31 protein-coding genes are annotated in these 26,323 nt (G+C 59.9%); 15 read left to right on the top strand and 16 right to left on the bottom strand.

Translation table 11 applies throughout. From position 1 onward, the window contains the following. Positions 1-4: 4 nt before the first annotated feature. Positions 5-394 (bottom strand): acyl-CoA thioesterase, encoded by a 390-nt coding sequence (locus N2601_RS08165; RefSeq protein WP_104823336.1) that lies wholly within the window; start codon positions 392-394, stop codon positions 5-7. A gap of 254 nt (positions 395-648) precedes the next feature. Here N2601_RS08165 and N2601_RS08160 point away from each other — a divergent pair, with 254 nt between their 5' ends. The 8 genes from N2601_RS08160 (at position 649) to N2601_RS08125 (ending at position 7,443) form a co-directional block, all read left to right on the top strand. After that, positions 649-1,908, top strand: a complete 1,260-nt coding sequence (locus N2601_RS08160; RefSeq protein WP_104823335.1) for an extensin-like domain-containing protein — start codon at positions 649-651, stop codon at positions 1,906-1,908. A gap of 109 nt (positions 1,909-2,017) precedes the next feature. Beyond that, positions 2,018-2,485, top strand: coding sequence for a DUF1801 domain-containing protein (locus N2601_RS08155; protein ID WP_104823334.1), 468 nt, complete (start codon positions 2,018-2,020; stop codon positions 2,483-2,485). A 45-nt stretch (positions 2,486-2,530) separates the two neighbouring features. Continuing rightward, positions 2,531-2,965 (top strand): DUF1801 domain-containing protein, encoded by a 435-nt coding sequence (locus tag N2601_RS08150; RefSeq protein WP_104823333.1) that lies wholly within the window; start codon positions 2,531-2,533, stop codon positions 2,963-2,965. A gap of 149 nt (positions 2,966-3,114) precedes the next feature. Continuing rightward, complete coding sequence (locus tag N2601_RS08145; RefSeq protein WP_445944994.1) at positions 3,115-3,339, top strand: hypothetical protein; 225 nt, start codon at positions 3,115-3,117, stop codon at positions 3,337-3,339. Between the two features lie 386 nt (positions 3,340-3,725). Further along, on the top strand, positions 3,726-4,652 hold the full coding sequence (locus N2601_RS08140) for an ABC transporter ATP-binding protein (protein ID WP_104823331.1): 927 nt from the start codon (positions 3,726-3,728) through the stop codon (positions 4,650-4,652). Next, positions 4,649-5,410 carry an ABC transporter permease gene (locus tag N2601_RS08135; RefSeq protein WP_104823330.1) on the top strand — a complete coding sequence of 254 codons (762 nt, stop codon included), beginning with the start codon at positions 4,649-4,651 and terminating at the stop codon, positions 5,408-5,410. Before N2601_RS08140 ends, N2601_RS08135 begins: the two co-directional genes overlap by 4 nt. Before the next feature lie 173 nt (positions 5,411-5,583). Then, on the top strand, positions 5,584-6,912 hold the full coding sequence (locus N2601_RS08130) for a bifunctional folylpolyglutamate synthase/dihydrofolate synthase (RefSeq protein ID WP_104823329.1): 1,329 nt from the start codon (positions 5,584-5,586) through the stop codon (positions 6,910-6,912). A gap of 6 nt (positions 6,913-6,918) precedes the next feature. Beyond that, a complete protein-coding gene (locus N2601_RS08125) occupies positions 6,919-7,443 on the top strand; it encodes a GNAT family N-acetyltransferase (protein WP_104823328.1) in 525 nt (174 codons plus the stop codon). Between the two features lie 5 nt (positions 7,444-7,448). On the opposite strand, the gene N2601_RS08120 is transcribed toward N2601_RS08125, so the two are convergent. From N2601_RS08120 to N2601_RS08110, 3 genes are read right to left on the bottom strand one after another with little or no spacing between them, the layout of a single operon-like run. Then, positions 7,449-8,150, bottom strand: coding sequence for a TIGR02281 family clan AA aspartic protease (locus tag N2601_RS08120; RefSeq protein WP_104823327.1), 702 nt, complete (start codon positions 8,148-8,150; stop codon positions 7,449-7,451). After that, a complete protein-coding gene (locus N2601_RS08115; RefSeq protein ID WP_104823326.1) occupies positions 8,147-8,368 on the bottom strand; it encodes a DUF1289 domain-containing protein in 222 nt (73 codons plus the stop codon). Before N2601_RS08115 ends, N2601_RS08120 begins: the two co-directional genes overlap by 4 nt. A gap of 19 nt (positions 8,369-8,387) precedes the next feature. Next, entirely contained in the window at positions 8,388-9,170 is a 783-nt protein-coding gene (locus N2601_RS08110; RefSeq protein WP_104823325.1) for an adenosylcobinamide-GDP ribazoletransferase, read from the bottom strand. A 123-nt stretch (positions 9,171-9,293) separates the two neighbouring features. Here N2601_RS08110 and cobT point away from each other — a divergent pair, with 123 nt between their 5' ends. Both cobT and N2601_RS08100 read left to right on the top strand, forming a co-directional pair. Beyond that, positions 9,294-10,310: a nicotinate-nucleotide--dimethylbenzimidazole phosphoribosyltransferase gene (gene cobT / locus N2601_RS08105; RefSeq protein WP_104823324.1), complete on the top strand. Its 1,017-nt coding sequence runs from the start codon at positions 9,294-9,296 to the stop codon at positions 10,308-10,310. 186 nt (positions 10,311-10,496) lie between these two features. Next, positions 10,497-10,889 (top strand): diacylglycerol kinase, encoded by a 393-nt coding sequence (locus tag N2601_RS08100; protein WP_104823323.1) that lies wholly within the window; start codon positions 10,497-10,499, stop codon positions 10,887-10,889. Positions 10,890-10,909: 20 nt separating this feature from the next. Here the strand turns inward: N2601_RS08100 and N2601_RS08095 are convergent, their stop codons facing one another. Next, positions 10,910-12,439: a sensor histidine kinase gene (locus tag N2601_RS08095; RefSeq protein WP_104823322.1), complete on the bottom strand. Its 1,530-nt coding sequence runs from the start codon at positions 12,437-12,439 to the stop codon at positions 10,910-10,912. 122 nt (positions 12,440-12,561) lie between these two features. Here N2601_RS08095 and N2601_RS08090 point away from each other — a divergent pair, with 122 nt between their 5' ends. The 3 genes from N2601_RS08090 to N2601_RS08080 all read left to right on the top strand — a co-directional run bounded on the left by N2601_RS08090 (position 12,562) and on the right by N2601_RS08080 (position 14,315). After that, complete coding sequence (locus tag N2601_RS08090) at positions 12,562-13,128, top strand: thermonuclease family protein (protein ID WP_104823321.1); 567 nt, start codon at positions 12,562-12,564, stop codon at positions 13,126-13,128. Then, positions 13,128-13,760, top strand: coding sequence for a uracil-DNA glycosylase family protein (locus N2601_RS08085; protein ID WP_104823320.1), 633 nt, complete (start codon positions 13,128-13,130; stop codon positions 13,758-13,760). Before N2601_RS08090 ends, N2601_RS08085 begins: the two co-directional genes overlap by 1 nt. 66 nt (positions 13,761-13,826) lie before the next feature. Next, positions 13,827-14,315 (top strand): Lrp/AsnC family transcriptional regulator, encoded by a 489-nt coding sequence (locus N2601_RS08080; protein ID WP_104823319.1) that lies wholly within the window; start codon positions 13,827-13,829, stop codon positions 14,313-14,315. 77 nt (positions 14,316-14,392) lie between these two features. Here N2601_RS08080 and N2601_RS08075 read toward each other — a convergent pair whose 3' ends face one another. The 7 genes from N2601_RS08075 to N2601_RS08045 all read right to left on the bottom strand — a co-directional run bounded on the left by N2601_RS08075 (position 14,393) and on the right by N2601_RS08045 (position 19,521). Beyond that, positions 14,393-14,938 carry a YbhB/YbcL family Raf kinase inhibitor-like protein gene (locus N2601_RS08075; RefSeq protein ID WP_104823318.1) on the bottom strand — a complete coding sequence of 182 codons (546 nt, stop codon included), beginning with the start codon at positions 14,936-14,938 and terminating at the stop codon, positions 14,393-14,395. 51 nt (positions 14,939-14,989) lie between these two features. Continuing rightward, positions 14,990-15,811, bottom strand: coding sequence for a helix-turn-helix transcriptional regulator (locus tag N2601_RS08070; protein WP_158704457.1), 822 nt, complete (start codon positions 15,809-15,811; stop codon positions 14,990-14,992). Positions 15,812-16,055: 244 nt separating this feature from the next. Next, entirely contained in the window at positions 16,056-16,928 is an 873-nt protein-coding gene (locus N2601_RS08065; protein ID WP_260303882.1) for an NAD(P)-dependent oxidoreductase, read from the bottom strand. Between the two features lie 137 nt (positions 16,929-17,065). Next, positions 17,066-17,542, bottom strand: a complete 477-nt coding sequence (locus tag N2601_RS08060; RefSeq protein WP_104823315.1) for an SRPBCC family protein — start codon at positions 17,540-17,542, stop codon at positions 17,066-17,068. Then, positions 17,539-17,883 carry an ArsR/SmtB family transcription factor gene (locus N2601_RS08055; protein WP_104823314.1) on the bottom strand — a complete coding sequence of 115 codons (345 nt, stop codon included), beginning with the start codon at positions 17,881-17,883 and terminating at the stop codon, positions 17,539-17,541. Before N2601_RS08055 ends, N2601_RS08060 begins: the two co-directional genes overlap by 4 nt. Beyond that, entirely contained in the window at positions 17,876-18,568 is a 693-nt protein-coding gene (locus N2601_RS08050; RefSeq protein WP_104823313.1) for a glutathione S-transferase family protein, read from the bottom strand. Before N2601_RS08050 ends, N2601_RS08055 begins: the two co-directional genes overlap by 8 nt. Before the next feature lie 131 nt (positions 18,569-18,699). Next, a complete protein-coding gene (locus tag N2601_RS08045) occupies positions 18,700-19,521 on the bottom strand; it encodes a class I SAM-dependent DNA methyltransferase (protein WP_104823312.1) in 822 nt (273 codons plus the stop codon). A gap of 147 nt (positions 19,522-19,668) precedes the next feature. Between N2601_RS08045 and N2601_RS08040 the strand changes: the two genes are divergently transcribed. Beyond that, entirely contained in the window at positions 19,669-20,394 is a 726-nt protein-coding gene (locus N2601_RS08040) for a DUF2270 domain-containing protein (RefSeq protein WP_104825118.1), read from the top strand. 122 nt (positions 20,395-20,516) lie between these two features. On the opposite strand, the gene N2601_RS08035 is transcribed toward N2601_RS08040, so the two are convergent. The 4 genes from N2601_RS08035 to N2601_RS08020 all read right to left on the bottom strand — a co-directional run bounded on the left by N2601_RS08035 (position 20,517) and on the right by N2601_RS08020 (position 23,516). After that, the gene (locus N2601_RS08035; protein WP_104823311.1) at positions 20,517-20,783 is read right to left on the bottom strand and encodes an usg protein; all 267 of its coding nucleotides are present in this window, start codon (positions 20,781-20,783) and stop codon (positions 20,517-20,519) included. 202 nt (positions 20,784-20,985) lie between these two features. Then, positions 20,986-21,816, bottom strand: coding sequence for an ABC transporter permease (locus tag N2601_RS08030; protein ID WP_104823310.1), 831 nt, complete (start codon positions 21,814-21,816; stop codon positions 20,986-20,988). After that, positions 21,813-22,616, bottom strand: a complete 804-nt coding sequence (locus N2601_RS08025) for an ABC transporter permease (protein ID WP_104823309.1) — start codon at positions 22,614-22,616, stop codon at positions 21,813-21,815. The genes N2601_RS08030 and N2601_RS08025 overlap by 4 nt, the downstream gene beginning before the upstream one ends. Positions 22,617-22,733: 117 nt before the next feature. After that, entirely contained in the window at positions 22,734-23,516 is a 783-nt protein-coding gene (locus N2601_RS08020; protein ID WP_260303881.1) for an ABC transporter substrate-binding protein, read from the bottom strand. 371 nt (positions 23,517-23,887) lie between these two features. On the opposite strand from N2601_RS08020, the gene N2601_RS08015 reads away from it, so the two are divergent. Continuing rightward, a complete protein-coding gene (locus N2601_RS08015) occupies positions 23,888-26,302 on the top strand; it encodes an OmpA family protein (RefSeq protein WP_104823307.1) in 2,415 nt (804 codons plus the stop codon). Positions 26,303-26,323: the final 21 nt, after the last annotated feature.

Here is a 26,323-nt window from a genome sequence, read left to right as displayed (position 1 = left end):
CCGATCAGCTTTCCGCTGGAACCGGCTTCGGGGCCCCGGTCTCGTCCAGCGCCACCATGATGAATGTGCCGGCTATCACCTTCTCCAACTTGGCATAGCGAGAACGATGCGCCCATGCTTCGACGATGAGCGTGATCGAGGTACGGCCGACGCGTTCGATATCGGTGTAGACGCTCAACGTGTCGCCGATCTTCACGGGCAGCTCGAATGCCATTTCCTTGACGGCGGCAGTGACGACGCGACCGCGGGCCCGCTCGGCGGCGCGAATGCCGCTCGCCAAGTCCATCTGTGCCATGACCCAGCCGCCGAAGATGTCGCCGGCAGGATTGGCGTCGGCGGGCATGGCCAGCGTGCGCAGGGTCAATTCGCCTCTTGGTTTGACGCTGTCGTTCATTTACTCGCTCCAATCGATAAAGGCTTTGATTCCGGCGTTCAGCCTACGCAATCGAATCTCGATGGGAAAGACGTCGTCTGTATTCGACAACAGCTCTGTCGATTGAAGAGGAGCTTTTTAGACATACTTCGCGCCTCTTCAGGCCATTCCGGATGTCCCACTTTCGTGGGGCGGTAAGCATTCATTCACCGTTTTTATTTAAGATTCGTAATAGTTGCCGACCGTGGCTGGGGCAGCAGGAGCGGATCTGGAGTATGGCGTATTTGTCCTTTCTGCGGCGGGCTGTCCTGCCGCTGCTCGTGTCGTCGGCGCTGGTCGCCTGCACGGCTGATAGCCTCATACCACCGTCGAGCATCGACAGCAGCGCCCGCGTCGGTTCGATCAAGCCCCATCGCAGCATGCCGCAGAGGCAGTTCACCTACCAGGGTGACCAAGCGCCCGTTAATTCCGCCTCGGCCAACTACGCCAACAGCTATAATCTCTCTGGCAGCCGGCAGAGCGCCGCGCCGATGCCTGCCTCTGCAGCCGCCAAACAAGGCCGCCTGCCGATGGCTGGTGCCAATGAGGCCGTAACGACCACAGATGTCCAGGAGGGCTTGGCGCAGCAGTCGGATGTGCCTTCTCAGGGCGTCAATATGGACGCGGAACTTGGTGTAGGGCCGAGCGAGGAAGCGCAGTCCGGACCGGTCGTCGGGCTGGCGCAGGAGGAAGGGCAGAACATTGCGGAGGGCGAAACCGATCAGCCCGTTGTCGACGGGATCGGCTCGGACACGCCGGTGCAGGCCAACCGCTCCATCATTCAACGCCCGGCCGCACAGGCTGAACTCAATCAGTCGCCGATCCGCCGCAAGATGCCGAATACACAGGTCGCCATGTTGCCACGCGTTGGCAATCCGATGCCGCGGATCGAACAGCAGGAGGAGGCGCCGCAATCGTCGCCTGGTGGCGCCATGCCTACCTCGGAAATTGCCTGCCGGCAGGAATTGCAGCGTATGGGGGTCGTCTACAACGACAAGCCGCCGATTAACGATGGTCCGGCCTGCCAGGTTCCTTATCCGGTTTCCCTGAGCGGGCTTTCCGGCAACATCGCTGTCAGGCCGGCGGTGACGCTGAACTGTCAGGTAACGCTTGCCTTCGCCAAATGGGTGAAGAACGAATTGGCGCCGGCGGCTCGCACGCGCTATTGGACGGGCGTCGGCACGATCGTGCCGCTCGGTGGCTATTCCTGCCGCCGGATGAACAATAGCCGGCAGCGCTACAATCCGATGTCGGAACATGCCCATGGCAATGCCATCGACGTCGGCACCTTCGTTTTGAAAAACGGCCACGTCATCGATGTGCGCAAAAAGGGGCTGTTCTCCTTCCGTGAAGGCCGGCTGCTGAAGGCAGTGCGCAGCGATAGCTGCAATTATTTCGACACAGTGCTTGGCCCGGGCAGCAACGCCGAGCACTGGAACCATTTCCACTTCGACCTCAGGGATCGCAGGGGCGGGCGTCGTTACTGCAGCCTGTGATGCCGAATTTGCCGAGCGCCAGCGGCGGCAATGTGTTGGCCGGGGAGTAGGTCGACATCACAAAATCAGCTATTCTGATAGTTGTCCGTCTATCCGTGGAGTGAACGCAATGGCTGAAAAGACGCCCGTCACGTCGCCGAAGGTGGCAAAGAAGGGAGCCAAACCGAGCAATGCAGCCCCGACCCTTCTTACGGGTGGCAACCCGCAGATCGCGAAGGGCGATGGCGACGCTCCCGTGCAAGCCTACATCGCGGCCATGCCGGGCTGGAAAAGCGACATCGGCCGCCGCCTTGACGCGCTCATCGTGCGCACGGTTCCCGAGGTCCGCAAGGCGGTCAAATGGAACTCGCCGCTCTATGGGATGGAAGGCGAAGGCTGGTTCCTGGGCATCCACTGCTTCACGAAGTACGTCAAGGTGGCCTTCTTTCGTGGTACGTCGCTGAAGCCAATCCCTTCTGGCGAGTCCAAAAGCAAGGACACGCGCTATCTCAATATCCATGAAGGTGATCCGCTCGACGAAGCTCAGCTTACCGCCTGGATAAAACAAGCCAGCCAATTGCCCGGCGAACGAATGTGAACGCCAGTGCAGCGCAACTATAACCGTGAAGAAAGCGACACAAGCATGACCGAGAGTGAGCCGAAGGAAGGGCAGACAGAGGACTCTGCCTCTCATCTGATAGATGGGAGAATCAAGGAGCTGAACGATTGGCGGGGCCAGACGCTCGCCCGGATCCGAGCTCTCATCCAGCAGGCCGACCCTGAAGTGATCGAGGAGTGGAAGTGGCGAGGAGTTCCGGTCTGGTCGCATGCCGGGATCATCTGCACCGGCGAGACCTACAAGAATGTCGTGAAGATGACCTTCGCCAAGGGCGCCTCGTTGGAGGACCCCTCGGGCCTTTTCAACTCCAGCCTGGAAGGCAACACCAGGCGCGCCATCGATTTCCATAAGGGTGACAACATCGATGAAGAGGCATTGAAGGCACTCATTCGCGCCGCTGTGGCACTCAATACCGCTGCTCGCCCGGCCCGCTCTCAGAAGAAACCAAAGAGCGCGTAAGGAGCGTCGCGGGAATGAATGCAATGGATCATTGCGGAATCGTGTGAGCAAAAAGTTGCATTTACGCGCTTTCTTGTACTTCCCTATAACTGTGCCAGCCAAGGTGGGAGAGCTGTTCAATGGAAGAAGCCCCGAGAAGGAAGAGAGGGTTGGGGAAGGCCCTGGTTGCCGCTCTCGTTGCGATCGTTCTCGTCATCGGCGGGCGTTGGTACGCCTATGTTGCCTATGCCGATGATCCATTCGATGAGGTCGGCATCGGCCTCAACTCGATGATGCCGGGCGCGATCCGTGAAAAGGGTTGTGCGATGCTGAAGGCGCGCTTCGAAAACAAGACGCTGCCGCCGGCAGGCTGCGGCGTCAACGGCAACTGGTAGTTGGGGATCGATTGCCGGCAAAAGAAAAGCCGGCGCGGGGGCCGGCTGGAGTGGGGCACAGCAACGACAGGGGATCTTTGCTGGCCCCAGAAAAGAAACTTCATGTCGCAATGGCACTGCAATATGGATGTGAAGGCAATCAATCTGCAAATATCATCGGCGCCGACGCTGTCGCCAAGAGGCGTTGGGCGGAGTGCGACAGTCGTTGCTCACCTGGGGAAGATATGACCGAGGAAGGTCACGGTTTAATGACAGCCTGCGGTGTGGTTTCTTTCCCTCAGGCGAACACACTGTTTCATTTAGGCTGGGTGGTAAAAGCCGCTGACCAACTATATTAGCGGGCAAACGCCGCAAAACTAATCAGAAAAGCCGGACTTCGCCTCCATATGGCCCCGATCATTTCTATCCGTAATCTCACCAAAACCTATTCCAATGGGTTTCAGGCACTAAAGGGCATTGATCTCGACGTCGAGCAGGGCGAGATTCTGGCGCTGCTCGGGCCGAATGGCGCGGGCAAGACGACGATGATTTCCATCGTTTGCGGAATCACCAATCCGAGCGGGGGTACAGTGACCGTCGGCGGTCATGACGTCGTCAAGGAGTTTCGCGCCACGCGCACCATGATCGGGCTGGTGCCCCAGGAGCTGACGACCGATCAGTTCGAGACCGTGTGGAACACGGTCAGCTTTTCGCGCGGCCTGCACGGCAAGAAACCGAAGCCCGCGCATATCGAGCAGGTGCTGCGGGACCTGTCGCTCTGGGACAAGCGGGACAATATGCTCCGCCAGCTCTCCGGAGGCATGAAGCGGCGTGTCCTGATCGCCAAGGCGCTGTCGCACGAGCCGCAGATCCTCTTCCTGGACGAGCCGACGGCGGGCGTCGACGTGACGTTGCGGAAAGATATGTGGCATGTCGTTGAGCGGCTGCGGGCTTCCGGCGTCACCATCATCCTGACGACGCATTACATCGAAGAGGCCGAGGAAATCGCCGACCGCGTTGGTGTCATCAATGACGGCAAGCTGCTGCTGGTGGAGAAGAAGAAGGCGTTGATGGCCAAGCTCGGCCGCAAACAGCTCATCCTCGACCTGCTGCAGCCGCTGAACGCCGTTCCGCATTCTCTCGACGGCAATGGCCTGTCGCTGGGGCCGAATGGCACGACGTTGATCTACGATTATGACGCCGAGCACGAGCAGTCGAGCATCGCGGCCCTTTTGTCGCGTCTGGCCGCCGAGGGCATTCACTTCAAGGACCTGTCGACGCGGCAGAGCTCGCTCGAAGACATCTTCGTATCGCTGGTAGGAGAAAATAAATGAACTTCGAGGCGATCAAATCCATCTATGCGTTCGAGATGGCGCGTACGCGCCGCACGCTGCTGCAGAGCGTCGTCTCGCCGGTCATTTCCACCTCGCTTTATTTCATCGTCTTCGGCGCCGCCATCGGCTCGCGCATCCAACTGGTGGAAGGCGTTTCCTACGGCGCGTTCATCACGCCGGGCCTGATCATGCTGACGCTGCTTGGGCAGTGCATCAGTAACGGTTCCTTCGGCATCTATTTCCCGAAGTTTACTGGCACGATCTACGAGGTTCTTTCTGCACCCGTCGCCATGACGGAAATCGTTCTCGGCTATGTCGGCGCTGCCGCGACCAAGGGCATGCTGATCGGGCTGATCATCCTGCTGACGGCGAATTTCTTTGTGCATATCACCATCGAACATCCCTTCATGATGATCCTGTTCTTCGTGTTGACGGCGGTGACCTTCAGCCTGTTCGGCTTCATGATCGGCATCTGGGCGGGGAATTTCGAGCAGCTCAACCTCATTCCCATGCTGGTGGTGCCGCCGCTGACCTTCCTTGGTGGCAGCTTCTATTCCATCAACATGTTGCCGCCCTTCTGGCAGGCCGTCAGTCACCTCAATCCGGTCCTTTATCTTGTCAGCGGCTTCCGCTGGAGCTTCTATGGCATCGCCGACGTCAACCCGGCGCTGAGCCTCGCGATGATCACGCTTTTCCTCTTGATCTGCCTTGGGACCCTCGCGTGGATTTTCAAGGCCGGATATCGGTTAAGGAACTGATTGGCTGGCACTTTCCCGCAAATACACCGGTTGCAATCGCTCTCCCTGCGGTTCATACATTCGATGTCCACGCCCCCCGGCCAAGCAAATTGCAAGCCATGGGGAAGCGCGGGTGAGATGACGATCAAGCCGCGCGTCTGGGCGACCGACCCGAGCCTTGTTGCAGGTGTTTCATGCCCACAGTTCCTCAGCCTCGTTCACTGTCCGATGTCCTGTCGCGCCTTGACCTGCTAACCAATTGGGAGCGCAAGCCTCGCGGAGAGATGCGTGTCGGCCTCGATCCGATGCTCGATCTCATGCAGCGGCTCGGCAATCCTCATCGAAGCTTCCGTGTCATCCATGTCGCCGGTACCAAGGGCAAGGGTTCCGTTTCTGCGCTGATCGAAGCGGCCTTGCTGCAGGCGGGGCTGGGGACCGGTCGTTATGGCTCGCCGCATGTCGATCGTGTGAATGAGCGGATCAGCGTTTCAGGCCAAGCGGTCGAAGACGAGGCGCTGGCAAGGGCATTGGAACAGACGCTGGACAGCTACGAGTCGGCAAAGCGGGAGGCGACGGCCGGCGAAGACGCCACCTGGTTCGACATGATAACGGCTGCTGCCTTTCTTGTATTCCAGCACGCCGGTCTCGACTGGGTGGTTGTGGAAGTCGGGCTTGGCGGCCGACTGGACTCCACGAATGTCGTCTTCGGCGAAGTTGCGGTCGTCACGAATATCGAGCTCGAACATACGGAAATCCTCGGCAGTACGCGCGAGGCGATCGCGGGCGAGAAGGTGGGTATATTGAAGTCCGGCGCAACTATCGCGACGACACTTCCGATCTCAGATGCTGCGGGCCGGGTTTTGCAGCAACGCGCAGATGAGCTCGGTTGTCGCGTATTGCGCACCGACTTTCCCGATGACGCCACGATAGCGGACAAGAATGCCGCGTTGGCTGGCTTGGTCCTCGACTATTTGGGACAGCATGGCGAACGTGCGCGCGAGGGTGCTCGAGCAGGCGTCGCGATCGGCGCATGGCTGCTTGACCAGGCGGTCAGGGATAGCGCGCATCTGCCGGGACGGATGGAGCGGCTTACCTTCGAACTGCCCGCAGCGCCAAATACGGCTCCGCGAATGGTGCCAATGGTGATGGACGGCGCGCATGTTCCGTTCAATATCGAGGCCGTTTTGCGGGATATCAGCCGCGACCGCGAGTTCGACAGCGGGTGTATCGCCATTGTTGCACTGGCGTCCGACAAGGATGCGCTCGGGTTCCTGACGGTGCTGTCTCACTACGCTGTCCATACGCTTTTTACGGAAGCGGCTGGCTCCGGCCGGTTTTATCCGGCCGATGAGCTGCAAGCGTTGGGATCATCCATGGGGATGGCCTCTGAAGCCGAACCCGATGCGCGAAAGGCGTTGGACCGTGCCACCGCGATGGCGTCGCGGAATAATGGCTGGGTTTTGGTGACCGGGTCGCTTTATCTTGTCGGAGCGCTGCGAAGCGTCGTGTTGAAGGGCGGCTGATCGAGGATGGACATCAATATTCGATCGGCTCTTCCCGACGATGCGGCGGCCATGGCCAATCTGCATGTTACCGTCTGGCGCGAAACCTATCGAACGCTGGCGTCTCCCGAAGCTTTTCGCAGCCTCGACGAAGCCCATCGGCAAGCCAGATGGGCGGCGACATTGGAGAAGCCCGGTCGTGATCAATTGGTGCTTCTTGCGGAGCAGGGCGATCGGTTGGTCGGCATCGGCTCGGTCGGTGCGCCATCGCAGCCCGTCTTCGAAGGGCGAGGGGAAATACGATCTCTCTACGTCGATCCCTCGCTCAAACGCCAGGGTCTCGGCCGTCGCCTGATGCGGGAACTGGCGCGCCATCTTGCCGATCTCCACTATCCCGGCGCTGCCCTCGGCGTTGTTGTCGGCAACGATCCGGCAATCGCATTTTACCGGTCGCTGGGCGGACGGATATCAGGCCGTTACGTCGATCCCGGCCCGGTTTGGCGATCGGACAACATCATCTTCGTTTGGGACGATTTGTCGTTGTTGATGTAAAGCCTTCAATCCCGCAGCCGCAGCTCATCCGTCTGCATCTGCATTGAGCCCAGCGTTTCCAGAAAGCTCATGCCGAGCAGGCTCTGATCGAGCTTGTCATCTTCGGCGACGGTTGCTTGGACATCGCGGCGCAGGATCGGACCGATGGCGACGGAGCCGAGTTCGACGGGAGCGGCCCTGGCCCTGCCGTTGGCGGTGATGACCGTCATGGAATAGGTGAGGTTTTCCGGATTGATGCCGACGCGCTCGGCGTCCTTTTGCGACAATGCGATGGTGCTGGCGCCGGTATCGACGAGCATGTCGATAGGCTGGCCGTTGATCATCACCTGTGCCTCGAAATGGCTGTTCAGCAGCTTGTGGAGAATGACTTCCTGGCCACCTTCGCTTGTCGTGACGACGACGGCGTGTCCGGGCACAAGGCCGGCCATCAACCGGTCGCCAACCTGCTGGGCATCGCGGCGGTAAATGTAGCCAGTCGCCAGCGCCATGATGATGACTAGCCAGATCAGCAGATTGCGCAATGACTGGCTCGCCGTATGGCGGCTCGCCCAAATGCCTGCCGCCATGACCAGTGCGAGCGGCACCAGATAGACGATGCCGGCAAAGTCGTCATTGTCGATTCCGAAGGTCGTGCCGCTGCTATTGTTGAAGACGAGGAGCGCGAGACCGATGCCGATAATGGCGAGGGCGACGTTCAGGCGGTTCATACTGCGCCGCGCTCCCGCGCCAGCCGCTGGCGACGGGTTTCGCGGCGCGGCTTGCGTTCGACGGTGGCGAGGCGCTCCGGCAGAACCTGCATGATCTCGCGGCGCTCATCATCGCTGTAGGACGTCCATGCGCCAATTTCTTCGCGCGTGCGTCCGCAGCCGAAGCAATAGCCGGTATTCATATCAATGGAGCAGACAAGAATGCAGGGTGTTAGCATAAGGGCATATATCGATGCTTCAAACGCACATGGCAAGGGTACAGAGGGCGGCGATCTCGCAAATCTGCTGCGTCGCACCGATGGTGTCGCCGGTGTGACCGGAAAGCCTTTGGCGTACGCGGCGGGTGAGGAGAAATGCCGCGGCTGCGGTGACAAAGAGGTACAGGATAAAGGCGGGAAGCCTGAGGCCCGGCCAGAGCAGAAGAGCAGAAAGCACCAGCGCGGTGATGAGCGCTATTTGCATTGCGCTGTAATCCGGTTTGCCGGCCGAGGCGGCAACGCCGTCCTGCTTCGCGGGGGGCAGGATATACCAGTGCCAGACCATGGCGCCGCGGCTGAGCGCGGCGGAAGCCGGTAGGGCAAGGGCTGCGGCAAAGGGCGTAAGGCCACGGGCGATGGCGGCAAGCGCTGCGGCGCGTAGTCCGAAAGAGAGGATCAGCGCCACCGCGCCGTAGGTGCCGATGCGGCTATCCTTCATGATCGCGAGCGCCTTGTCGCGATCCTTGCCGCCGCCAAGGCCATCTGCCATGTCGCTCAGACCATCCTCATGCAGAGCGCCTGTCGTCATCGTCTGGACAGCAAGTACCAACAGCGCCGCCATCAATGGGTCGGCGTGGAAGGCAAGCAGCACGCCGAAGACGATGGCGGCGGGCAGGGCAATCAGCAGGCCGGCGAGGGGGAAGGTACGCGAGACGCGGGCAAGCTTGCCGTCATAGCTCTCAAAGAAGGACGGCGGCACGGGAATGCGGCTCAAGAAAGCAACGGCGCGCGCGGTGTCGCCTGTGTATTCCCGAATATTCATCCTCTCCCCGATATTCCTGCGACAGCATCGGGCGTTTTTGGAGTTGTTCGCGCCTGTGCCGAAGACTAATAGAGTCGCACGCAAAGAACCTGATTTGAGACCAAAAGACAAGGAACGGCATTCATGAGCGTTACCGGCCTGCCATTCGACGATTTCCGCACGCTGCTGCGCGACCTTCCCGGTCCGGATTCCCGAGCGCTTGTCGCCGCTCGCGAGCGTGACGCCCAGCTCACCAAGCCGCCGGGCGCTCTCGGCCGTCTGGAAGAGATTGCCTTCTGGCTCGCCGCCTGGACCGGCCGTCAGCCGGCCGTCAACCGGCCGCTCGTGGCGATCTTTGCCGGCAACCACGGCGTTACCAAGCAGGGCATCACGCCATTTCCGCCGGCCGTGACGCAGCAGATGGTGGAGAATTTCGCCGCCGGCGGCGCTGCGATCAACCAGATTTGTGTAGCCTACGATCTCGGCCTGAAGGTTTTCGATCTGGCATTGGATTTCCCGACCGCCGACATCACCGAAGAGCCGGCTCTCAGCGAACGCGATTGCGCCGCAACCATGGCCTTCGGCATGGAAGCCATTGCCGGCGGGACGGATCTGCTCTGCGTTGGCGAAATGGGTATCGGCAACACGACGATCGCGGCTGCCATCCACTATGCGCTCTATGGCGGCACAGCGGCGGAGTGGGTTGGACCCGGCACAGGTTCGGAAGGCGAGATGCTGCAGCGCAAGATCGCTGCCGTCGAAAAGGCTGTGGCGCTGCATCGCGACCATCTTTCGGATCCGCTGGAAGTGCTGCGCCGCCTCGGCGGCCGTGAGATCGCGGCCATGGCCGGCGCCATCCTCGCCGCCCGTATGGAGCGCATCCCTGTGATTATCGATGGCTATGTCGCAACTGCCGCCGCTTCGATCCTCAAGGCTGCCAACCCCTCCGCTCTCGATCATTGTCTGATCGGTCACGTCTCGGCTGAGCCGGGGCATCTCAAGGCGATCGATAAGCTCGGCAAGACGCCGCTGCTGGCGCTCGGCATGCGGCTCGGCGAAGGCACGGGTGCAGCGCTCGCTGCTGGCATCGTCAAGGCCGCCGCTGCCTGCCATTCCGGCATGGCGACCTTCGAGAGCGCCGGCGTCGCTAACAAGCATTGACGGATAAAACGGCGGAGCGCCGCGATTAAGCGCCCCGCCTTCAAAATTCCGACCGACTTTCGACCTATGTCATAAAACTGTAATGATTTCTTTGGCCGACGCGGTTGTCGGCTTGCCTTGGGAATAGCGAAACGGTATTCGCAAGGCTGCTAATTTTGCGGTTAAGACGTTGCAAGCGGGGCAGGAATGGCCGAGTTTTCGAAATCAGCGGTAACCAAGGAAACGGGGATCCGGCATTTCTTTGCCGCCGCCGGTTATTCCTGGGGTGGCTTTCAACGCCTGCTGCAAGAATCGGCCTTCCGGCAAGAGCTGTTGTTCGCAGCCGCCGGATTGATCCTGCTCGTCGTCGTCGGGGCAACCCTTGCGGAAATCATGATTGCCGTCGTGCTGTTTCTCGGCGTTTTCGCCGTAGAGGCGATGAATACGGCGGTCGAGGAAGTCATTGACCGGATTTCGCCCGAGATTTCCAACGTCGGCAAGCATGCCAAGGATCTCGGCTCCTTCGCTGTCCTCTGCATGCTGGTCGCTTCCGGCCTCTATCTTCTTTATACGATCGCCAGCCATCTGTTTTTCCGCTGAAGCGCCGTATGGCCTGAGCGTCAGGCAAAGCTCTTCTTGCGACGCTCGACCAAGGGCGCGTCCTCGATGGCCGGCAGACTTTGCAGCACGCGTTTGGCCGGCAGGATGGCGATGACTTCCGTTCCCTCGCGCAGCTTGGACTTCAGCATGAACTGGCCGTCATGCTTGGCAAGGATCGCCTGAACGATCGGCAGTCCGAGACCAGTCCCCTGTTCGGCGCTCTTGATGGCGATCGAGCCCTGGCCGAAGGCGGAAAGAACGACGGGTATCTCCTCCTCGGGAATGCCCGGACCATTGTCCTTGATTGCCACATATTGCCCACCGCCGGCGGTCCAGCCAACCTTGACGGTGATCTCTCCGCCTTGCGGCGTGAACTTTACCGCATTCGAGAGAAGATTGAGGATCACCTGGCGCATGGATTTCTCATCGGCCCAGACCGAAGGAAGCTGTGGCTCGAACTGCGACGAAATGGAGATGTTCTTGCCACGTGCGCGCAACTGCACCATGCCGATGCAATCCTCCGACACATCCAGCAGCGAGATTGCTTCCTCGCTCAGCTCATACTTGCCGGCCTCGATGCGGGATAGATCGAGGATCTCGTTGATCAGGTTGAGGAGGTGTTGCCCGGAGCGGTGGATGTCGGTGGTGTATTCGCGATAGGTGGCGTTGTTCAGCGGCCCCATGACCTCCGCCGACATGACCTCGGAGAAGCCGAGGATGGCGTTGAGCGGCGTTCTGAGCTCATGCGACATCGAGGCCAGGAAGCGCGACTTGGCGAGGTTCGCCTCTTCGGCACGCCGTCGCGCTTCATCCGACATGGATTTTGCGACTTCCAGCTCGGCGATCAGATCGTCCTTTTCCGACTGGAACGAAAGGATCTTCAGATTCGATTGAAACATGCGGTTGGTAATGAAGGTGAAGAAGACGACCGCCACGGCAACGGTTGCGGTTAAGGCAATATCGACCGGATTGCGCGTCAGCGCCGCTTTGACGGCAAGTGCAACGATTGCCGGCGCGAAGGAGAAGGGTACGGCGCGCGGCAGCATGAAATTCGCCATCGCCGTGACGCAGATCCCCACCAGCAGCGTCGCGCCCTTATAGAGCGCGAAGCCATCGCCGCCGCAGGTGGCACAGTTCTGCATGGCGAAGTATGCCCAGCAAAAGCCGATGAGGAGTTGACCGAGCAACAGCATTTGGCGCCATTTTCTGGCGCTTTCGGCGGTCATTTCGCGTTTTTTTGCGCGGCGGCCGAGCAGCATGTTGAGGGCATGTGCCGACAGGGTGGGGATCGCCCAGATGAAGATTTGCGCGTCGCCGGCGAGATAGACGCCGAGCGCTGCGACGATGATGACGAAGATCGGCATGACTGAGGCGCCCTGCAAAAGGCTGTCGACATGCATCATCATGGCTTCGCGGTCGAAGCTGCGGCTGTGGCCGGATTGCAGGCGCTCGCGCGTCTGCCGCACCGTCTTCGACACAGCCCGGTTACGGTGACTGCGCGAACGGTCGACGATGATCTTATCTGTCGATGTGCTGACGCCGGTGCTCATAGATACGTTGAAATTTGGCCTGCCGAGGGCTACAGACTAGCGGCCAAACCTTAAGAAGATGCTGCTCAGAAATGATTTGTTGCCATCTTTGCCAAGGGTTTGTTCTTTAAGGAGGCAAAAGCGTGACGCGGCCCCGCCGCCTTTTTCGTGACGGCGTGACCACATTCGCGTTGCTGGCACTGCTCGGTTTGCTGGCTTTAAAGATGAACAATCGCCCGGAACTCATTCAAACTGGAAACTTTTATGTCGTTGACGGCGATACGCTCGCCCGAAACGGTGATCGTTTGCGCCTGCTTGGCATCGATGCGCCGGAGTATCGGCAGCAATGTCAGCGCGCTCACGTGGATTGGGCCTGCGGCGAAGAGGCGCGCAAGGCCCTTGATAAATTTATGAAGACGGGTCGGGCGGAATGTCGGGGAAGTGAACATGACCGTTACGGTCGGCTGCTGGTGACCTGCAAAGCCGACGGCGTTGACATTAATGGCGCGATGGTGCGCAGCGGCATGGCGGTCTCTTATGGTGGCTATGCGAGCGAAGAGGCGGCCGCGCGTCAGGCGAAAGCAGGGCTTTGGGCGGGCGAGTTCGAGCGGCCGCGCGACTATCGGCGCGACGAGCGTATGGCTCGCAATGGTGATCCGTTGGCCGGGCTCGGCGATTATTTGCGACAGTTTGTCGGATGGGATCGCTGATGGCGTGGGAGGAAGAGTTGCAGGCGCTGGGCAAGGCCATTGCCGCCTGCCGTATCTGCCGGGACACACCGCTGCGGGGCGAGGGGGACCGATTGCCGCATGAGCCGCGGCCGGTTGCCGTGTTATCGGCGACGGCGCGTATCCTGATTGCCGGGCAGGCGCCGGGGCTGCGTGTGCATGAGAGCGGCTTGCCGTTCAACGATGCCTCCGGCGACCGCCTGCGGCAATGGTTGGGTGTCGACCGCGATAGTTTCTACAATCCAGATCATTTCGCCATCGTGCCGATGGGGTTCTGCTTTCCCGGCTACGATGCCGCCGGCAGCGATTTGCCGCCGCGCCGGGAATGCGCGCCGCTCTGGCGGCAAAAGACCATCGACGCGATGCCGCAAATCGAGCTGGTCCTTACCGTCGGGCAATATGCTCAGGCGTGGCATCTCGGGCCGGCGCGTATGGCATCGATGACGGAAACCGTTTCGCAATGGCGGCGTTATCTCCTTACCAATCAGTCGCCCGCCGTCTTGCCGTTACCGCATCCGAGCTGGCGCAACAGCGGCTGGCTGAAGCGCAATCCCTGGTTCGAGATGGAGCTGCTGCCCGTGTTGCGAGAACGTGTGAAAATCCTTGTTTCGTGAAACAAGTTTCTTTTCCTCCGGCAAAAATGCGCTATAGAGAGAATATAATTCGAAAGGGCACTCGAAATGGACCGTCTTGACCGCAAAATCCTGCGCCTGCTGCAGGAGGATTCCACTCTGGCCGTGGCCGATCTCGCCAAAAAGGTCGGACTGTCGACGACACCATGCTGGCGCCGCATCCAGAAGATGGAAGAGGATGGCGTCATTCGCCGTCGTGTCGCCCTGCTCGACCCCGAAAAGGTCAACACCAAGGTCACCGTTTTCGTCTCGATCCGCACCAATAGTCACTCGATCGAATGGCTGAAGCGCTTCTCCGAAGTGATCGCCGATTTCCCGGAAGTGGTTGAATTCTATCGCATGAGCGGCGATGTCGATTATCTGCTGCGCGTCGTCGTGCCGGATATCGCCGCTTATGACGCCTTCTACAAGCGCATGATCGCCAAGATCGAAATCCGCGACGTCTCCTCGGCCTTTGCAATGGAGCAGATCAAGTATTCGACGGAGCTACCGCTGGATTACATGATCCTGGAAAACGCGAAATCGAGCGACGATTAATCGACAAGCGATATGTTTGGGCAACGCCCGCTGCGTGAACTTCGCAGTAAGGGCGTTGCGTCTTTGTCAGCGCGCCATCATTGGCCGTAAGTGGCGGTGATGGAAGCGGAGGCGAGGGCGTTTGCCTGCGTCATATAGCCGACGAGCGCCCCGCTGGCATTGCTGTCGAGGCCGAGCTTATCGACTTTCAACGCGGTTACGGTCAGCTTGTAACGATGCGCCGGGCCTGGAGGCGGGCAGGCGCCGCCGAAACCAGAGGTGCCGAAGTCGGTTCTTCCCTGGATGGCTCCGGAAGGCAGACCGGTTCCCCCAGTCGATCCCGCACCCGATGGCAGCGACTTGGCGGATGCGGGGATATCAAATACGGTCCAATGCCACCAGCCGGAGCCTGTGGGCGCATCCGGATCATAGAGCGTTACCACGAAGCTCTTGGTTCCCTCCGGTGCATCTTTCCAGCTTAGCGCGGGAGATACGTTTCCGCCCTTGCAGCCGAATACGTTGGCCACCTGTTCGATCTTGAGCGTGCCGCTGTCCTTCATGTCGGGGCTGGCGAGTTCAAAGGCTGAGGCTTGGCCCGATGCCAGCAACGTGGCAGCCAGGGCCGCGGCGATAGAATATTTCATGACAATCTCCGTTAGAGCGACGCTGTCCGCAGCGTCGACGGCGGGAGATTGTCATTCTGCGGCGATGAGCGCTGCGCTGTTTCGATCAGTCTTTGCGCCGTTTCGATCAACTTCACGCTGATGGCCGCGAATTTCGCTTGGCGCGAAATCGAACCGCGTCCGAAAGCGTGCGGTGAAGCGGGAGGCCGAGTCGTAGCCGACATCCAGAGCGATTTGCGTCACGGACTTCTCGGTCGTTTGCAAAAGGGTGAGTGCAGTCGTCATCCGGATATCAGCCAAAAGCTCAGAAAAGCTCGTTTCCGCCGCTGCCAACTTGCGCCGCAAACTGGCCTCGCTCATGCCGATAGTTTTCGCCAGCTCCGGAGCGCGCCAGGGGTAGGCCGGATCGGAATTGATGATCCGGCGCAGGCGTTCGATCGGGCCAGGGTTCGTGATCGGCGCAAACCGGTGGCCGAGCGCGCCGAGCCACAACAGGATTTCGTTGACACGAGATGCTGCGATGCTGTCCGGCAGGAGAGGGCCGCTTCGGATCGCCTCGATTGCCTTGCCATAAGCTTCTTCGAAAGCCGGCTGCATGCCGGTGAGAACCTGGATCTCCTGCACCGGCCTGGCATCGCCGACTGCGAAATCAGCGATCAAATTTGGCGCGAACTGCAGGGCGAGCGCCTGATAGCCGCCAGAGCCATCGGGCTCGTTGATGATATCGGAGGTGGCGCCTTCGGGGATCAGTACGAGATCGCCGGCGCAAGCCTTCATGTCGGCGACCCGATCGAGAATGATCTTCTGACCTTTTTGAACGAGCACCACGCCCGGAGCAGGCGACGCAAGGCGCTTGCAGAGCAGGCGCGTGCTTTGGATGATACATGCCGTCATTCCGGCTCCGTCGCGTCGGACGATATCGCGTTGGGGAAAGGCGGAATAATTATCCGAAATTTGAAACACCAGGCCTCCGCAACTCTTTTCACCGGCTTGTTCTTGTCAGCCGGCAGCAAAATGCCGCTAAACGTAGCGAAGGTTGCCGGTTTGTGAAACTGCCTTCGATCATCGTTTGCAGGAAGCAGGCGCCGCCTCGTTTGGCGAGCCGGCGGCGTCCCTCATCGAGCTGGACTAGGACGGATTATTTCCGCTCCAGTCGCGCCAACAGCGACGACGTGTCCCAGCGGTTGCCGCCCATGGCCTGGACGTCGCCGTAGAACTGATCGACCAAGGCGGTCAGCGGCAGCTTTGCCTTGTTGCGGCGGGCTTCCGACAATACGATGTCCAGATCCTTGCGCATCCAGTCGACGGCAAAGCCGAAGTCGTATTTTCCGACATTCATGGTCTTGTGGCGGTTTTCCATCTGCCAGGAACCGGCCGCACCCTTGGAGATGACTTCCACCACCTTTTCGATGTCAAGGCCGGCCTGGTTGCCGAAATGGATGCCTTCGGCCAAGCCCTGGACCACACCGGCGATGCAGATCTGGTTGATCATCTTGGTGAGCTGGCCTGCGCCGACGGCACCCATCAGGCCGACCATGCGGGCATAGGCATCGATCACGGGCTTTGCTTTTTCGAACACTGCCTCGTCACCGCCGCACATGACGGTCAGCACACCGTTTTCCGCGCCCGCCTGGCCACCGGAGACGGGAGCGTCGATAAAGTCCACGCCTTTTTCCTTGGCTGCGGCATAAAGTTCTCGGGCGACTTCGGCGCTTGCCGTCGTGTTGTCGATCAGGACTGCGCCCGCCTTCATGCCGGCGAGCACGCCGTCATGGCCGATCGTCACCGCGCGCAGGTCGTCGTCATTGCCGACGCAGGTGAAGACGAAATCGGCGCCTTCGGCCGCAGCGGCGGGGGTTGGGGCGAACTTGCCGTCGAATTGTTTGGCCCAGGCTTCGGCCTTGGCGACGGTGCGGTTATAGACGGTGACGTCATGACCGCCCTTGACCTTCAAATGCCCTGCCATGGGATAGCCCATGACGCCCATGCCGATGAAAGCGACCTTTGCCATTCGCGAGACTCCTTCCAAGAATTTGCCTGAAGGCTTAGCGGAAAGGCGAGGGGGACGAAAGACCGATTTGTCGGCGAGTGGTAGCGGCCGAGCTCGAAAGCCAGTTGTTGGCGACGATCCTGGCTGGCTCGCGCGGGCTAGTTCGGCCTGCTTTCGTCGCCTTCGACATAGAGCCGAAGGTTGTCGAAGCCGATTTCGGTGCCCATCAACCGGGAACCATTGTCGCCATAGCCGTCGAGAAAAACCATTTGCTCGGTAAAGAGCATCGTGGTGCCGCTAGGCTCCGGCGCGAAGGTGACGGTTGCCAGCGATACCGAGATGCGCTTGTCAGCGAGCATCATGTCGAAGGCATAGATGATGCGTTCGTTCGGCACGATATCGATGTAGCGAGCCTGATAGGCGTGTACCACGCCATCCGTCGAGGCGACGCGGTTGCTCTCGCTGCCGCCAGGACGAAAGTCGAGCTGAAATTCCAGCGGCGTCCAATCCCCGTGGCAGGCGAACCATTGGCGCTTGTTTTCGGCCACCGCCCAGGCGCCGAAGACGCGCTGCAGCGGCGCCTTGAAATGACGCTCTATGGTCAGCGTCGTATGTTCCGTCGTTCTCTCGGTCATTTCACCGCCGTCTCCTCGGAATTGTCGGCCAGAAACTGATCGAGCCGGTCGAAGGTCCTGTTCCACCCCGCCCTACGCTCGGCGATCCAGCGTTCGACCTGCTCCAGCGCTTCTTTCCGTAGCTGGTAAGTCCGCACCCGGCCGATCTTTTCCGAGCGCACCAGACCGCTGGTTTCCAAAACATGCAGATGTTTCATCACGGTCGGCAGTGCCATGGCGAACGGCTGGGCCAGTTCCATCACCGAGGCGGGACCGCGGCCGAGGCGGTCGATCATGCCGCGGCGGCTTTGGTCCGACAGGGCCTGGAACATTCGGTCGAGCGCTATGGAATCCTCAACCATCCGATCGTTCCGGGCGGAAACGGGCGGGCAGCTTCTGGCTATAGGGATAGAAATGGAAGTAGGGCATCGCCTCTTCGAGCACGCGTGCAAAGGACGGACGATCGAGCAGGCGTTGATAATATTGCTGCAGCCGGACTTGCTGTTCTCCAAAGGGCACGAGCGTTTCGGCGTAGAACAATGCCGGGGCGGCGGCGCAATCCGCCATCGTCAGGGCGTCACCGGCGATCCAGAGCTTTTCGCCCAGTTGCTGCTCGATCATGCCGTAGGCGGTGCGCAACAATGCCTGCGCCTGCGCGACGGCTTTGGGGTTGCGCTCATCTTCCGGACGGCGAATGTCAGCAACGATCGCCTGCATCGGTTCCTGAACGTAGAGATCGAAGAAGCGATCCCAGAGGCGGACGCAGAGCGCATCCGTCGGATCGAGCGGCAACAGCGGCGTCGCGCCGGGATAATGCCGGTCGAGATATTCGATGATGATGCTGGTTTCGGGAACGGTGCTATCGAGCGCCTCGTCGCGCAGGACAGGGAATTTGCCGATCGGCCAGAGGCGCAGCAGCGATGCGCGGGACTCTTCATTGCCGAGATCGATGACCCGGCTTTCGAAGGGCGTACCGTTCTCATAAAGCGCCATCAGGACCTTATGGCAGAAGGAGGCGAGGGGATGCTGATAAAGGATGAGAGACATACAGCGACCTTTCCTACATCGAGGCGATGCCAAAACTTACCTAAATGGCTAAGTAACAGATCGTGCCAGCGAATGCAATGAATAGTTACCCAATTGGGTAACTATTCGGATTGGCTGCAGGAGAAATCAGATCACGACGCAAGGCGCGCGATAACCAGATGGCCCGGGGTCGGATGACCCTCTTCCATGCGGACATTGATGTCGGTGATTTCGATCAGCTCGAAGCCGGTCGCGGTCAGGCGTTCGCGCACGTAGCTTTCCGAATGGGCGAAACGCTGGTGCGGACCGACCATGTAGGCGCGGCCTGCCATAGCGCTGTCGGGCAGGGTTTCCGAGGAGAAGATGAAGAGGCCGCCCGGCGTCATGTTTTCAGCGGCGCCGAAGAACAACGGCTCCAGCGCGCCGAGATAGGGCAGCACATCGGTGGCGGTGATCAGGTCGAACGGCTCTTCGTCATTATCGTCGAGGAAATCCTCAACCTCGGCGACGAACAGCGTTTCATACAGATCCTTCTCATGGGCGACTTCGACCATGTTTTCGGAAATATCGATACCCGTAATGTCCTCGGCGATGTCTCGCAGCGTACCGCCGGTCAGGCCCGTGCCGCAGCCGAGATCAAGCATGCGCTTGAAGGGGCCGAGACCAAGTGCCTGCAGCCGCTGACGCACGAGAACCGGAACATGATAGCCGAGCTGCTCGACAAGCACGTCTTCGAAAACTTCAGCATGCTGATCGAACAGGGTTTCGACATAGGCGTCCGGCGCCTTAACCGGCGTTTCGCCGCGGCCCATCGAGGCGATGCGCACGGCTGCGCCGCCATGATCCTCGGGATCGATCGCCAGCACATCCTCATAGGCCTTGACCGCGGCGTCGATATCGCCGGCTTTTTCGAGCGCAAGGGCGCGGTTGTAGGCGTCCGCCAGCGCGTCTTCGTCTATCTTTTTCTTTGCCATGAGCGATCAGTCCTTCATTCGTCAAGGAGGCATTAAGGCGCTTGAATGGCTTTTGCAATGGCTGCGTTGAAGGAGCAAAATATTCGTCTGCGGCAGCGGCGGGCCATAAGGCCGTTGCGCAAAAAAAGAGAAATGGAGGAAAAAACCATGGCCACCGAGCTCACCACGTCGCATCTCATCAACAGCGCTACGGATCGGAAGCCGCCGCCTATGCCTTCGACGACGGGGGAGATCACCAACACGTTGACCCATTACTACCGCGGCGAGCTCGCGCGGATGACCAGTTGGCGCGATCGCATCGACCGGACGTCAAACTGGGCGATCACCGTCGTTGCGGCGTTGCTTTCCGTATCGCTGTCGACGCCGACGTCGCATCATGGCGTGTTGCTGTTTGGTATGATGCTGATCACCTTGCTGCTGATGATCGAGGCGCGGCGCTATCGCTTCTTCGACGTCTATCGGGCGCGGGTGCGGCAATTGGAACGCAGCTATTTTGCGCAGATCTTGGCGCCCGAAGCCAATCTCAATCCCGATTGGGCGGTGTCGATTGCCAAAAGCCTGCGCGCACCGCGTTTTCTGCTCAATTATTCCGAAGCGATGCAGCGACGCCTGCGGCGGAATTATTGCTGGATGTATGTGATCCTGCTGCTGGCCTGGGTTTTGAAGATCTCGACGCCGAAACTGCAAGCGAATGGTGCGCCGCAAGAACTGGCGCATTCGTGGAGCTATATTGCCGACAATGCAACGCTCGGACCGATCCCCGGTTGGCCGGTGATCGCAATCGTGGCCGTGTTCTATGCCGTCATTCTCTATAGCGCATTACGTCGCGGGCCGGATGACGGCGATTTCACCCATGGCGAAGCGCATGTCTGATCGTTTGGCAAAGCCAGACTAAAGCATGTCGCGCAAAAGTGCGCAGCGGTTTTGCGATAACGACACGCGCAAAATCAAGGGCCTAAAACGCAAGGAGCGAATCCCAGAGATCGCGATGCGTTTTAGTGCAGGATGAACTCTCCCTTCACTGCCCGCCACTCGGTCGCCGAGATCAGCCGACGGTGAACATAGCGCACCGAATGTAACGGCCCGTCGAGCTTCTCCTGCCAGAATTTCAGGAAGCCGCGCATCTCCGGGAAATTCGGGGCGAGATCATAGTCCTGCCAGATGTAGGTCTGCAGAAATTGCGGATGATCGGGCAGGCGATAGAGGATCTGCGCCGTAGTGAGCCCATAGCCTTGCAACTGCTTTTGCATGTCATTGTGCATGAGGTCTCTCTTTCTGTTCCCATTGTTCTTCGTGACGCGGATGTCACAGGAAAATGGAAACACCTCATGGTAAACCCAAGCTTTACAAAAGTGTTGCAAAAAAGAAATTTCTTTTCGAAAATCAATATGATAGCAGCCTCTATAGGTGAGTGCTGCCAAGGTGCAGGCGGCAGGCGCAAGGAGACGCCTGCCATGGCAAGGGTCAACGCTTCAGATGGCGCGTCAGGTAGCCCTCGATCCAAGCCCAGCGGTTACGCATCAGCTCGACGATGGAAAGATAGAAGATCGCTGCCCAGAGATAGGTCTGGTAGTCGTAGGTCTGCGAGAAGGCATAGCGCGTCTCACCCATCAGATCGTAGACGGTGATGATCGATACGGTCGCCGAGCTCTTGATCAGGAGAATGATCTCGTTGCCGTAAGGCCGCAGCGCCACGATCAACGCTTGCGGCAAGATGATCTTGTAGAAGGTGACGAGCTTATGAAGGCCGAGCGAGGCCGCAGCCTCGCTTTGGCCGTGATGGACGCTCTGGATGGCGCCGCGGACAATCTCGGTCTGATAGGCCGCCGTGTTTAGCGTCATGGCAAACAGACCGCAATTGAAGGGATCGCGGAAGAACCACCAGAGACCGATGCTGTCAATGAAGCCGCGCGCCTGCGGAAAGCCGTAGTAGACCATGAAGATCTGCGCCAGCAGCGGCGTGCCGCGGAAGAGATAGACATAGCCATAGGTCAGGCTCTTCAAAATCCGGTTCTTCGACATTCTCGCAAAGGCGAGCGGAACGGAGAGTATCCCGCCAAGGATGAAGGAAAGCCCGACCAGCTTCACCGTGATCCAGAGGCCGTGCAGAAAGCGTGGACCGAACTTGAAGAATTTTGCGTTGTCCCAATTGGTGATCATCATCGTGATCAGCGCGATGCCTAGCAGCGCCCAGAGGGCCAGGAAGAAATAACCGGCAATGCGGGCCTTGGAGAGGCGCTTCATCGTCTCCGGTGGTGCCGGCTGCGCGGGGATCAAGACTTCTGCATAGCTCATCGGCGAAACTCCGCGCGTTTGGCCCAACGGTCGAGGTAAGACAACCCGGCCGAGGAGATGACGGCGAGCGTCAAATAGAGTCCGCAGGCAACCAAATAGAAGAAGAATGGTTCCTTGGTCGCGCGCACGGCAAGGCCCGTTTGGCGGATGATGTCAGCGAGTCCGATGACGGAAACGTAGGATGTATCCTTCAGCAAGTTCATCCAGAGGTTCCCAAGATTGGGAAGCGAGATGCGGATCAATTGCGGCAGGATGATCAGACGCATGGTGCGGGCCCGGTGAAAGCCAAGAGCGTCGCCCGCTTCATACTGGCCCTTGGGAATCGCCCTGAAGGCCGACAGCAAAACTTCCGAGCAATAGGCGGAAAAAACGATCGACAGGGCGACCATGCCGGCGACGAAGGCGTTGATCTCGACCTGTCCGGTGTAGCCCACGTAAGCGAGGGCCGTTTGCAGCAGAATCTGTATGCCGTAATAGATGATGAACAGCGTCAGGAGCTCCGGCAGGCCGCGAAAGATGGTGGTGAACACGCCGGCTGCCAGCCGCAGCGACTTTTCTTCGGATTGCTGTGCCAGCGCCACCAGAAAGCCGACGACCAAGCCGAGCGGCAATGTCAGGACGGCTACTGTTATCGTGACTTTGAGGCCGCCGGCAATCTCGTCGCCCCAGCCGGTGTCTCCACAGGCAATAGAGGTGTTCTGGAAGAACACGGTGAAGAGCCCGACGGGGCCGCACAGCGGATCGAAAGCGTTATCTATCCAGGCCCACAAGGAACCAAACGCGGAAAACAATCCGCCCATACCGTATTTCCCCTCGCAGCTTTTGCCGCGTTTCTCTTATTCTTATATTATATGTCAAACAAAAACGGCGGAAGAGCAAGCTTCCGCCGTCGTCTTTTCCCAAGGAATCGACGGCGATCACTCGCCGTAGACGTCGAAGTCGAAATACTTGTCCTGGATCTTCTTGTAGGTGCCGTCGGCACGGATCGCGGCAATCGCGGCGTTTAACTTGTCCTTAAGGGCGGTGTCACCCTTGCGGAGGCCAATGCCGGCGCCGACGCCGTTGATTTCCGGATCGACCTTCAGCGTGCCGAGCATCTTGCAGCAATTGCCGGCATCGGACTTGACCCATTCGGAGAGAACCACGACGTCGTCGATGACAGCGTCGATACGGCCGTTAGCGAGGTCGAGCTTATATTCATCCGGCGACGGATAGAGCTTCAGCTCGGCATCCTTCAGATGCGCGGTGGCGTAGTTTGCGTGCGTGGTCGAGGACTGCGCGCCGATGGTCTTGCCCTTCAGGGCCGCATCGGTTGCTTCGGTTATGGTCGAATCCTTCGGCACGGCGATGGCCGGCGGCGTATTGTAGTATTTGTTGGTGAAGTCGATGGTCTTTTGACGCTCCGGCGTGATCGACATGGACGATACGATGGCGTCGAACTTCTTGGCCTGCAGAGCCGGAATGATGCCGTCGAAATCCTGGTTCACGAAGGTGCACTTGACCTTCATCTGATCGCAAAGCGCATTGGCTATATCGATGTCGAAGCCGACGAATTTGCCGGCGGCGTCGAGCGATTCGAACGGCGGATAGGTTGCGTCGGTGCCGATGACGATCGAATCGCCGTCAGCAAGCGCTGCCCCGGCGAAAAGCGACATCGCGGCAAGCGATGCAGCGGCGAAAAGACGAGTGGAGATGCGCATTTTGATCCTCTCTGTTGGCGACCGGCGGCTATTTTTCTTCATTGGCGGCCGGCCAGAATGGAGCGGGTGCGTGGCCCGCCTGCCTTCGATAATCGTACTTTTTTTTCGCAAATTGCAACTGGAATTACGAAGCCGGTTTGCATCGCACACACTATCTCCAAAGCGCTTGCGCGATCCCGCAAAGCTGAACGGAAGCCTTCCGGCGCGTTCAGGCGGGGTTAATTTTCCGTATCTAATTCTTTGGAACATATCACCGTTTGCCGCGATTCAGCCCTATGGACACCGAAAATCGGCCGGGATCATGGGGCATCTGTTCCGCGGGCTGAGATCCGCACCTTGGCGGATAATGATAAGAAAAGGAGATCCCAACTATGGGAAAGCGATCCAGACTATTTGCCAGTGCAGCATTTCCACTGCTGTCTCTATCACTGGCATTTGAGCCGGCTGCCGCCACAGCGCTGCGCGACCAAGCCATCGCACCGTTGAGCAATGCTGCCGCCGGATCGGTCGCCGTCAACGGCAATGCAAGTTTCGAGGTTGCCCAGGAGCAGCCGGCTCCGGACGGGCAGTCCGAAGAGGAGCTGAAAAAGCGCAAGAAGCCAGGCGGTGCGGAACAGGGCGAGCCGCAGGGCCAGAAGCATCAGGCCGCACCAGCACAGCAGGGCGGAGCCGAGCCACAGCGCAAGATGAAGGAAGCCCAGCCCGAAGGGCAGCCTGAACAGCAAAAGCCCGCCAAGCAGCAGCAGGAAACACAGCAGCCCAAGGCGCTGCAGCCGCAGGCGGTACCGGAAACCCAGCAGGCTCAGCCGGAGCAAAAGAAGCACAAGCAGAATGCGGAGCAACAGCCAGCGGCGCAGCCGGAAGTAGCGCCGCAGCCGAAAGCGGCCCAGCAACAGGCTGCCCCTGAAACGCAACCGCAAGGCCAGCCCGAACTCAAGAAACGTCAGAAGAAGCAAGATCAATCGGCTGAACCGGCACAGCAGCCAGCCGAACAGAAGGCCGCGCCCGCGCAGCAACAGGCGCCGGCTGCACAGCCGACTCAGAGCGGACAGGCCCAGCCGGAAACCCCCGCCCAGCCTGAGAAGAAGAAGCATCAGAAGCTGCAGGGCCAATCGGCTGAACCGGCGCAGCAACCGGCGGAACAGAAGGTAGCCCCAGCTCAGCAACCAGCAGAACAGAAGGTAGCACCGGCCCTGCAACAGGCTCCCGCCACAGAGCAGGCCCAACCGAAGACCCAGGTTCAGCCTGGAAATCAGGTCGAGCCCGGCACGCAGCAGGGCCAGAAGCCGGCGACCGGCAAACTGCCGCAGACTGAGCAGGGCGCGCAACAGCCTGCAGCCACTCCCGAACAAAAGCCAGTTCAGAAGAACCTGGGACAGCAGGCTCAGCCGCAGAACGAGGTAGCTCCGCAGGTCGGCAAACAGCAGCAGCCGAATGTCGAAACCGGTGCTCCCGCTCAGGGTAACGCCGTGCAGGCGCCTGCCAATGGTGCCGCGCAGCAGGGCGCCCAGACAGCGGCCCCCGCCGCTGGAGGTGAGCAGGTTTCGCCGCAGGAACTGGAGCGTCGCAAGAAGATCGCTGCAAATCCTGCAGCCAGCAACGAGACGGTTATTCTGCCGGTGCAGAATGGCGCTGCCGTGCTGGATAGCGACAAGGATGCGGCGCGGCGCGGCTTCCGTCAGGGTGGCCAAGCTGCCGGCGGGCAGGCTCAGACTGGTGCCGGTCAGGCTCAGACTGGGCAAGCGCAGAACGCCCCGGTGCAACAGCCGCAGGCCTATGCTAAGGCGCCGACATCCGATGCCGAAGCTCAACGCGCGCTCGCTGGCCAGCAGCAGCAACAGCCTGTGAGGATCGAAGCCATAACCAGCGAGCAGGGGCGTCGCCTCGACCGCAGGCCGGATTTCGCGTCGCCGGAAGGCGTTGCACTCCAGCCGAACGGCAATCAGGGCGGCCGCGTCATCCTGAATATCGACAATACCTACGTCGTTCGTCACGATGATAGCGCGCGCTTCATCCGTGAGGGTGAACGTCCGATCTATGAGCAGCTTCCGCGCGACCGTTACCGCGAAACGATCGATCAGCCGGATGGCGATCGCATTATTACCGTGCGCAATCGCTATGGCGACGTCATTCAGCGCTCGCGCATCGACGCTCGCGGCCGTGAATACGTGCTGTTCTACTCCCCGGAACTGGAGGATCAGCCGGACCGCGACGACTACTTCCGCGATCCGGGCGACGAGTTGCCGCCGATGCGCCTGCGCATTCCGCTGAACCAGTACATCATCGACACGGGCACGGACCGCGAGGCGGATTATTACGACTTCCTGCGCGAACCGCCGGTCGAGCCAGTCGAGCGGGTCTATTCGCTGAACGAAGTGCGTTATTCCGCCCGCATCCGCGACAAGGTGCGCCGTATCGACCTCGATACGATCACCTTCGCGACCGGCAGTGCGGAAATCCCGATGTCGCAGGCGAGTACGCTGCGCGGCGTTGCCGACGCCATGGGCAAGATCGTCAAGAAGGACCCGACCGAGACCTTCATGATCGAAGGCCATACGGATGCCGTCGGCACTCCGGAAAGCAATCTGGTCCTTTCCGATCAGCGTGCCGAATCCGTCGCCAAGGTCCTTAGCGACGTCTATGGCATTCCGCCGGAAAACCTGGTGACCCAGGGTTACGGCGAGCAATATCTCAAGGTGAATACGCAGGGGCCCGAGCAGGAAAACCGTCGCGTTACCATCCGCCGTGTCACGGCGCTGGTGCGTCCGGTCGCTTCAACCCAGTAAGCTTTTCCTGTCTCAAACGCG

The sequence above is a fragment of the Rhizobium sp. CB3060 genome (genome assembly GCF_025200735.1).
Lineage (GTDB): Bacteria > Pseudomonadota > Alphaproteobacteria > Rhizobiales > Rhizobiaceae > Rhizobium.
This window is presented reverse-complemented; position numbering and strand designations above follow the sequence as displayed.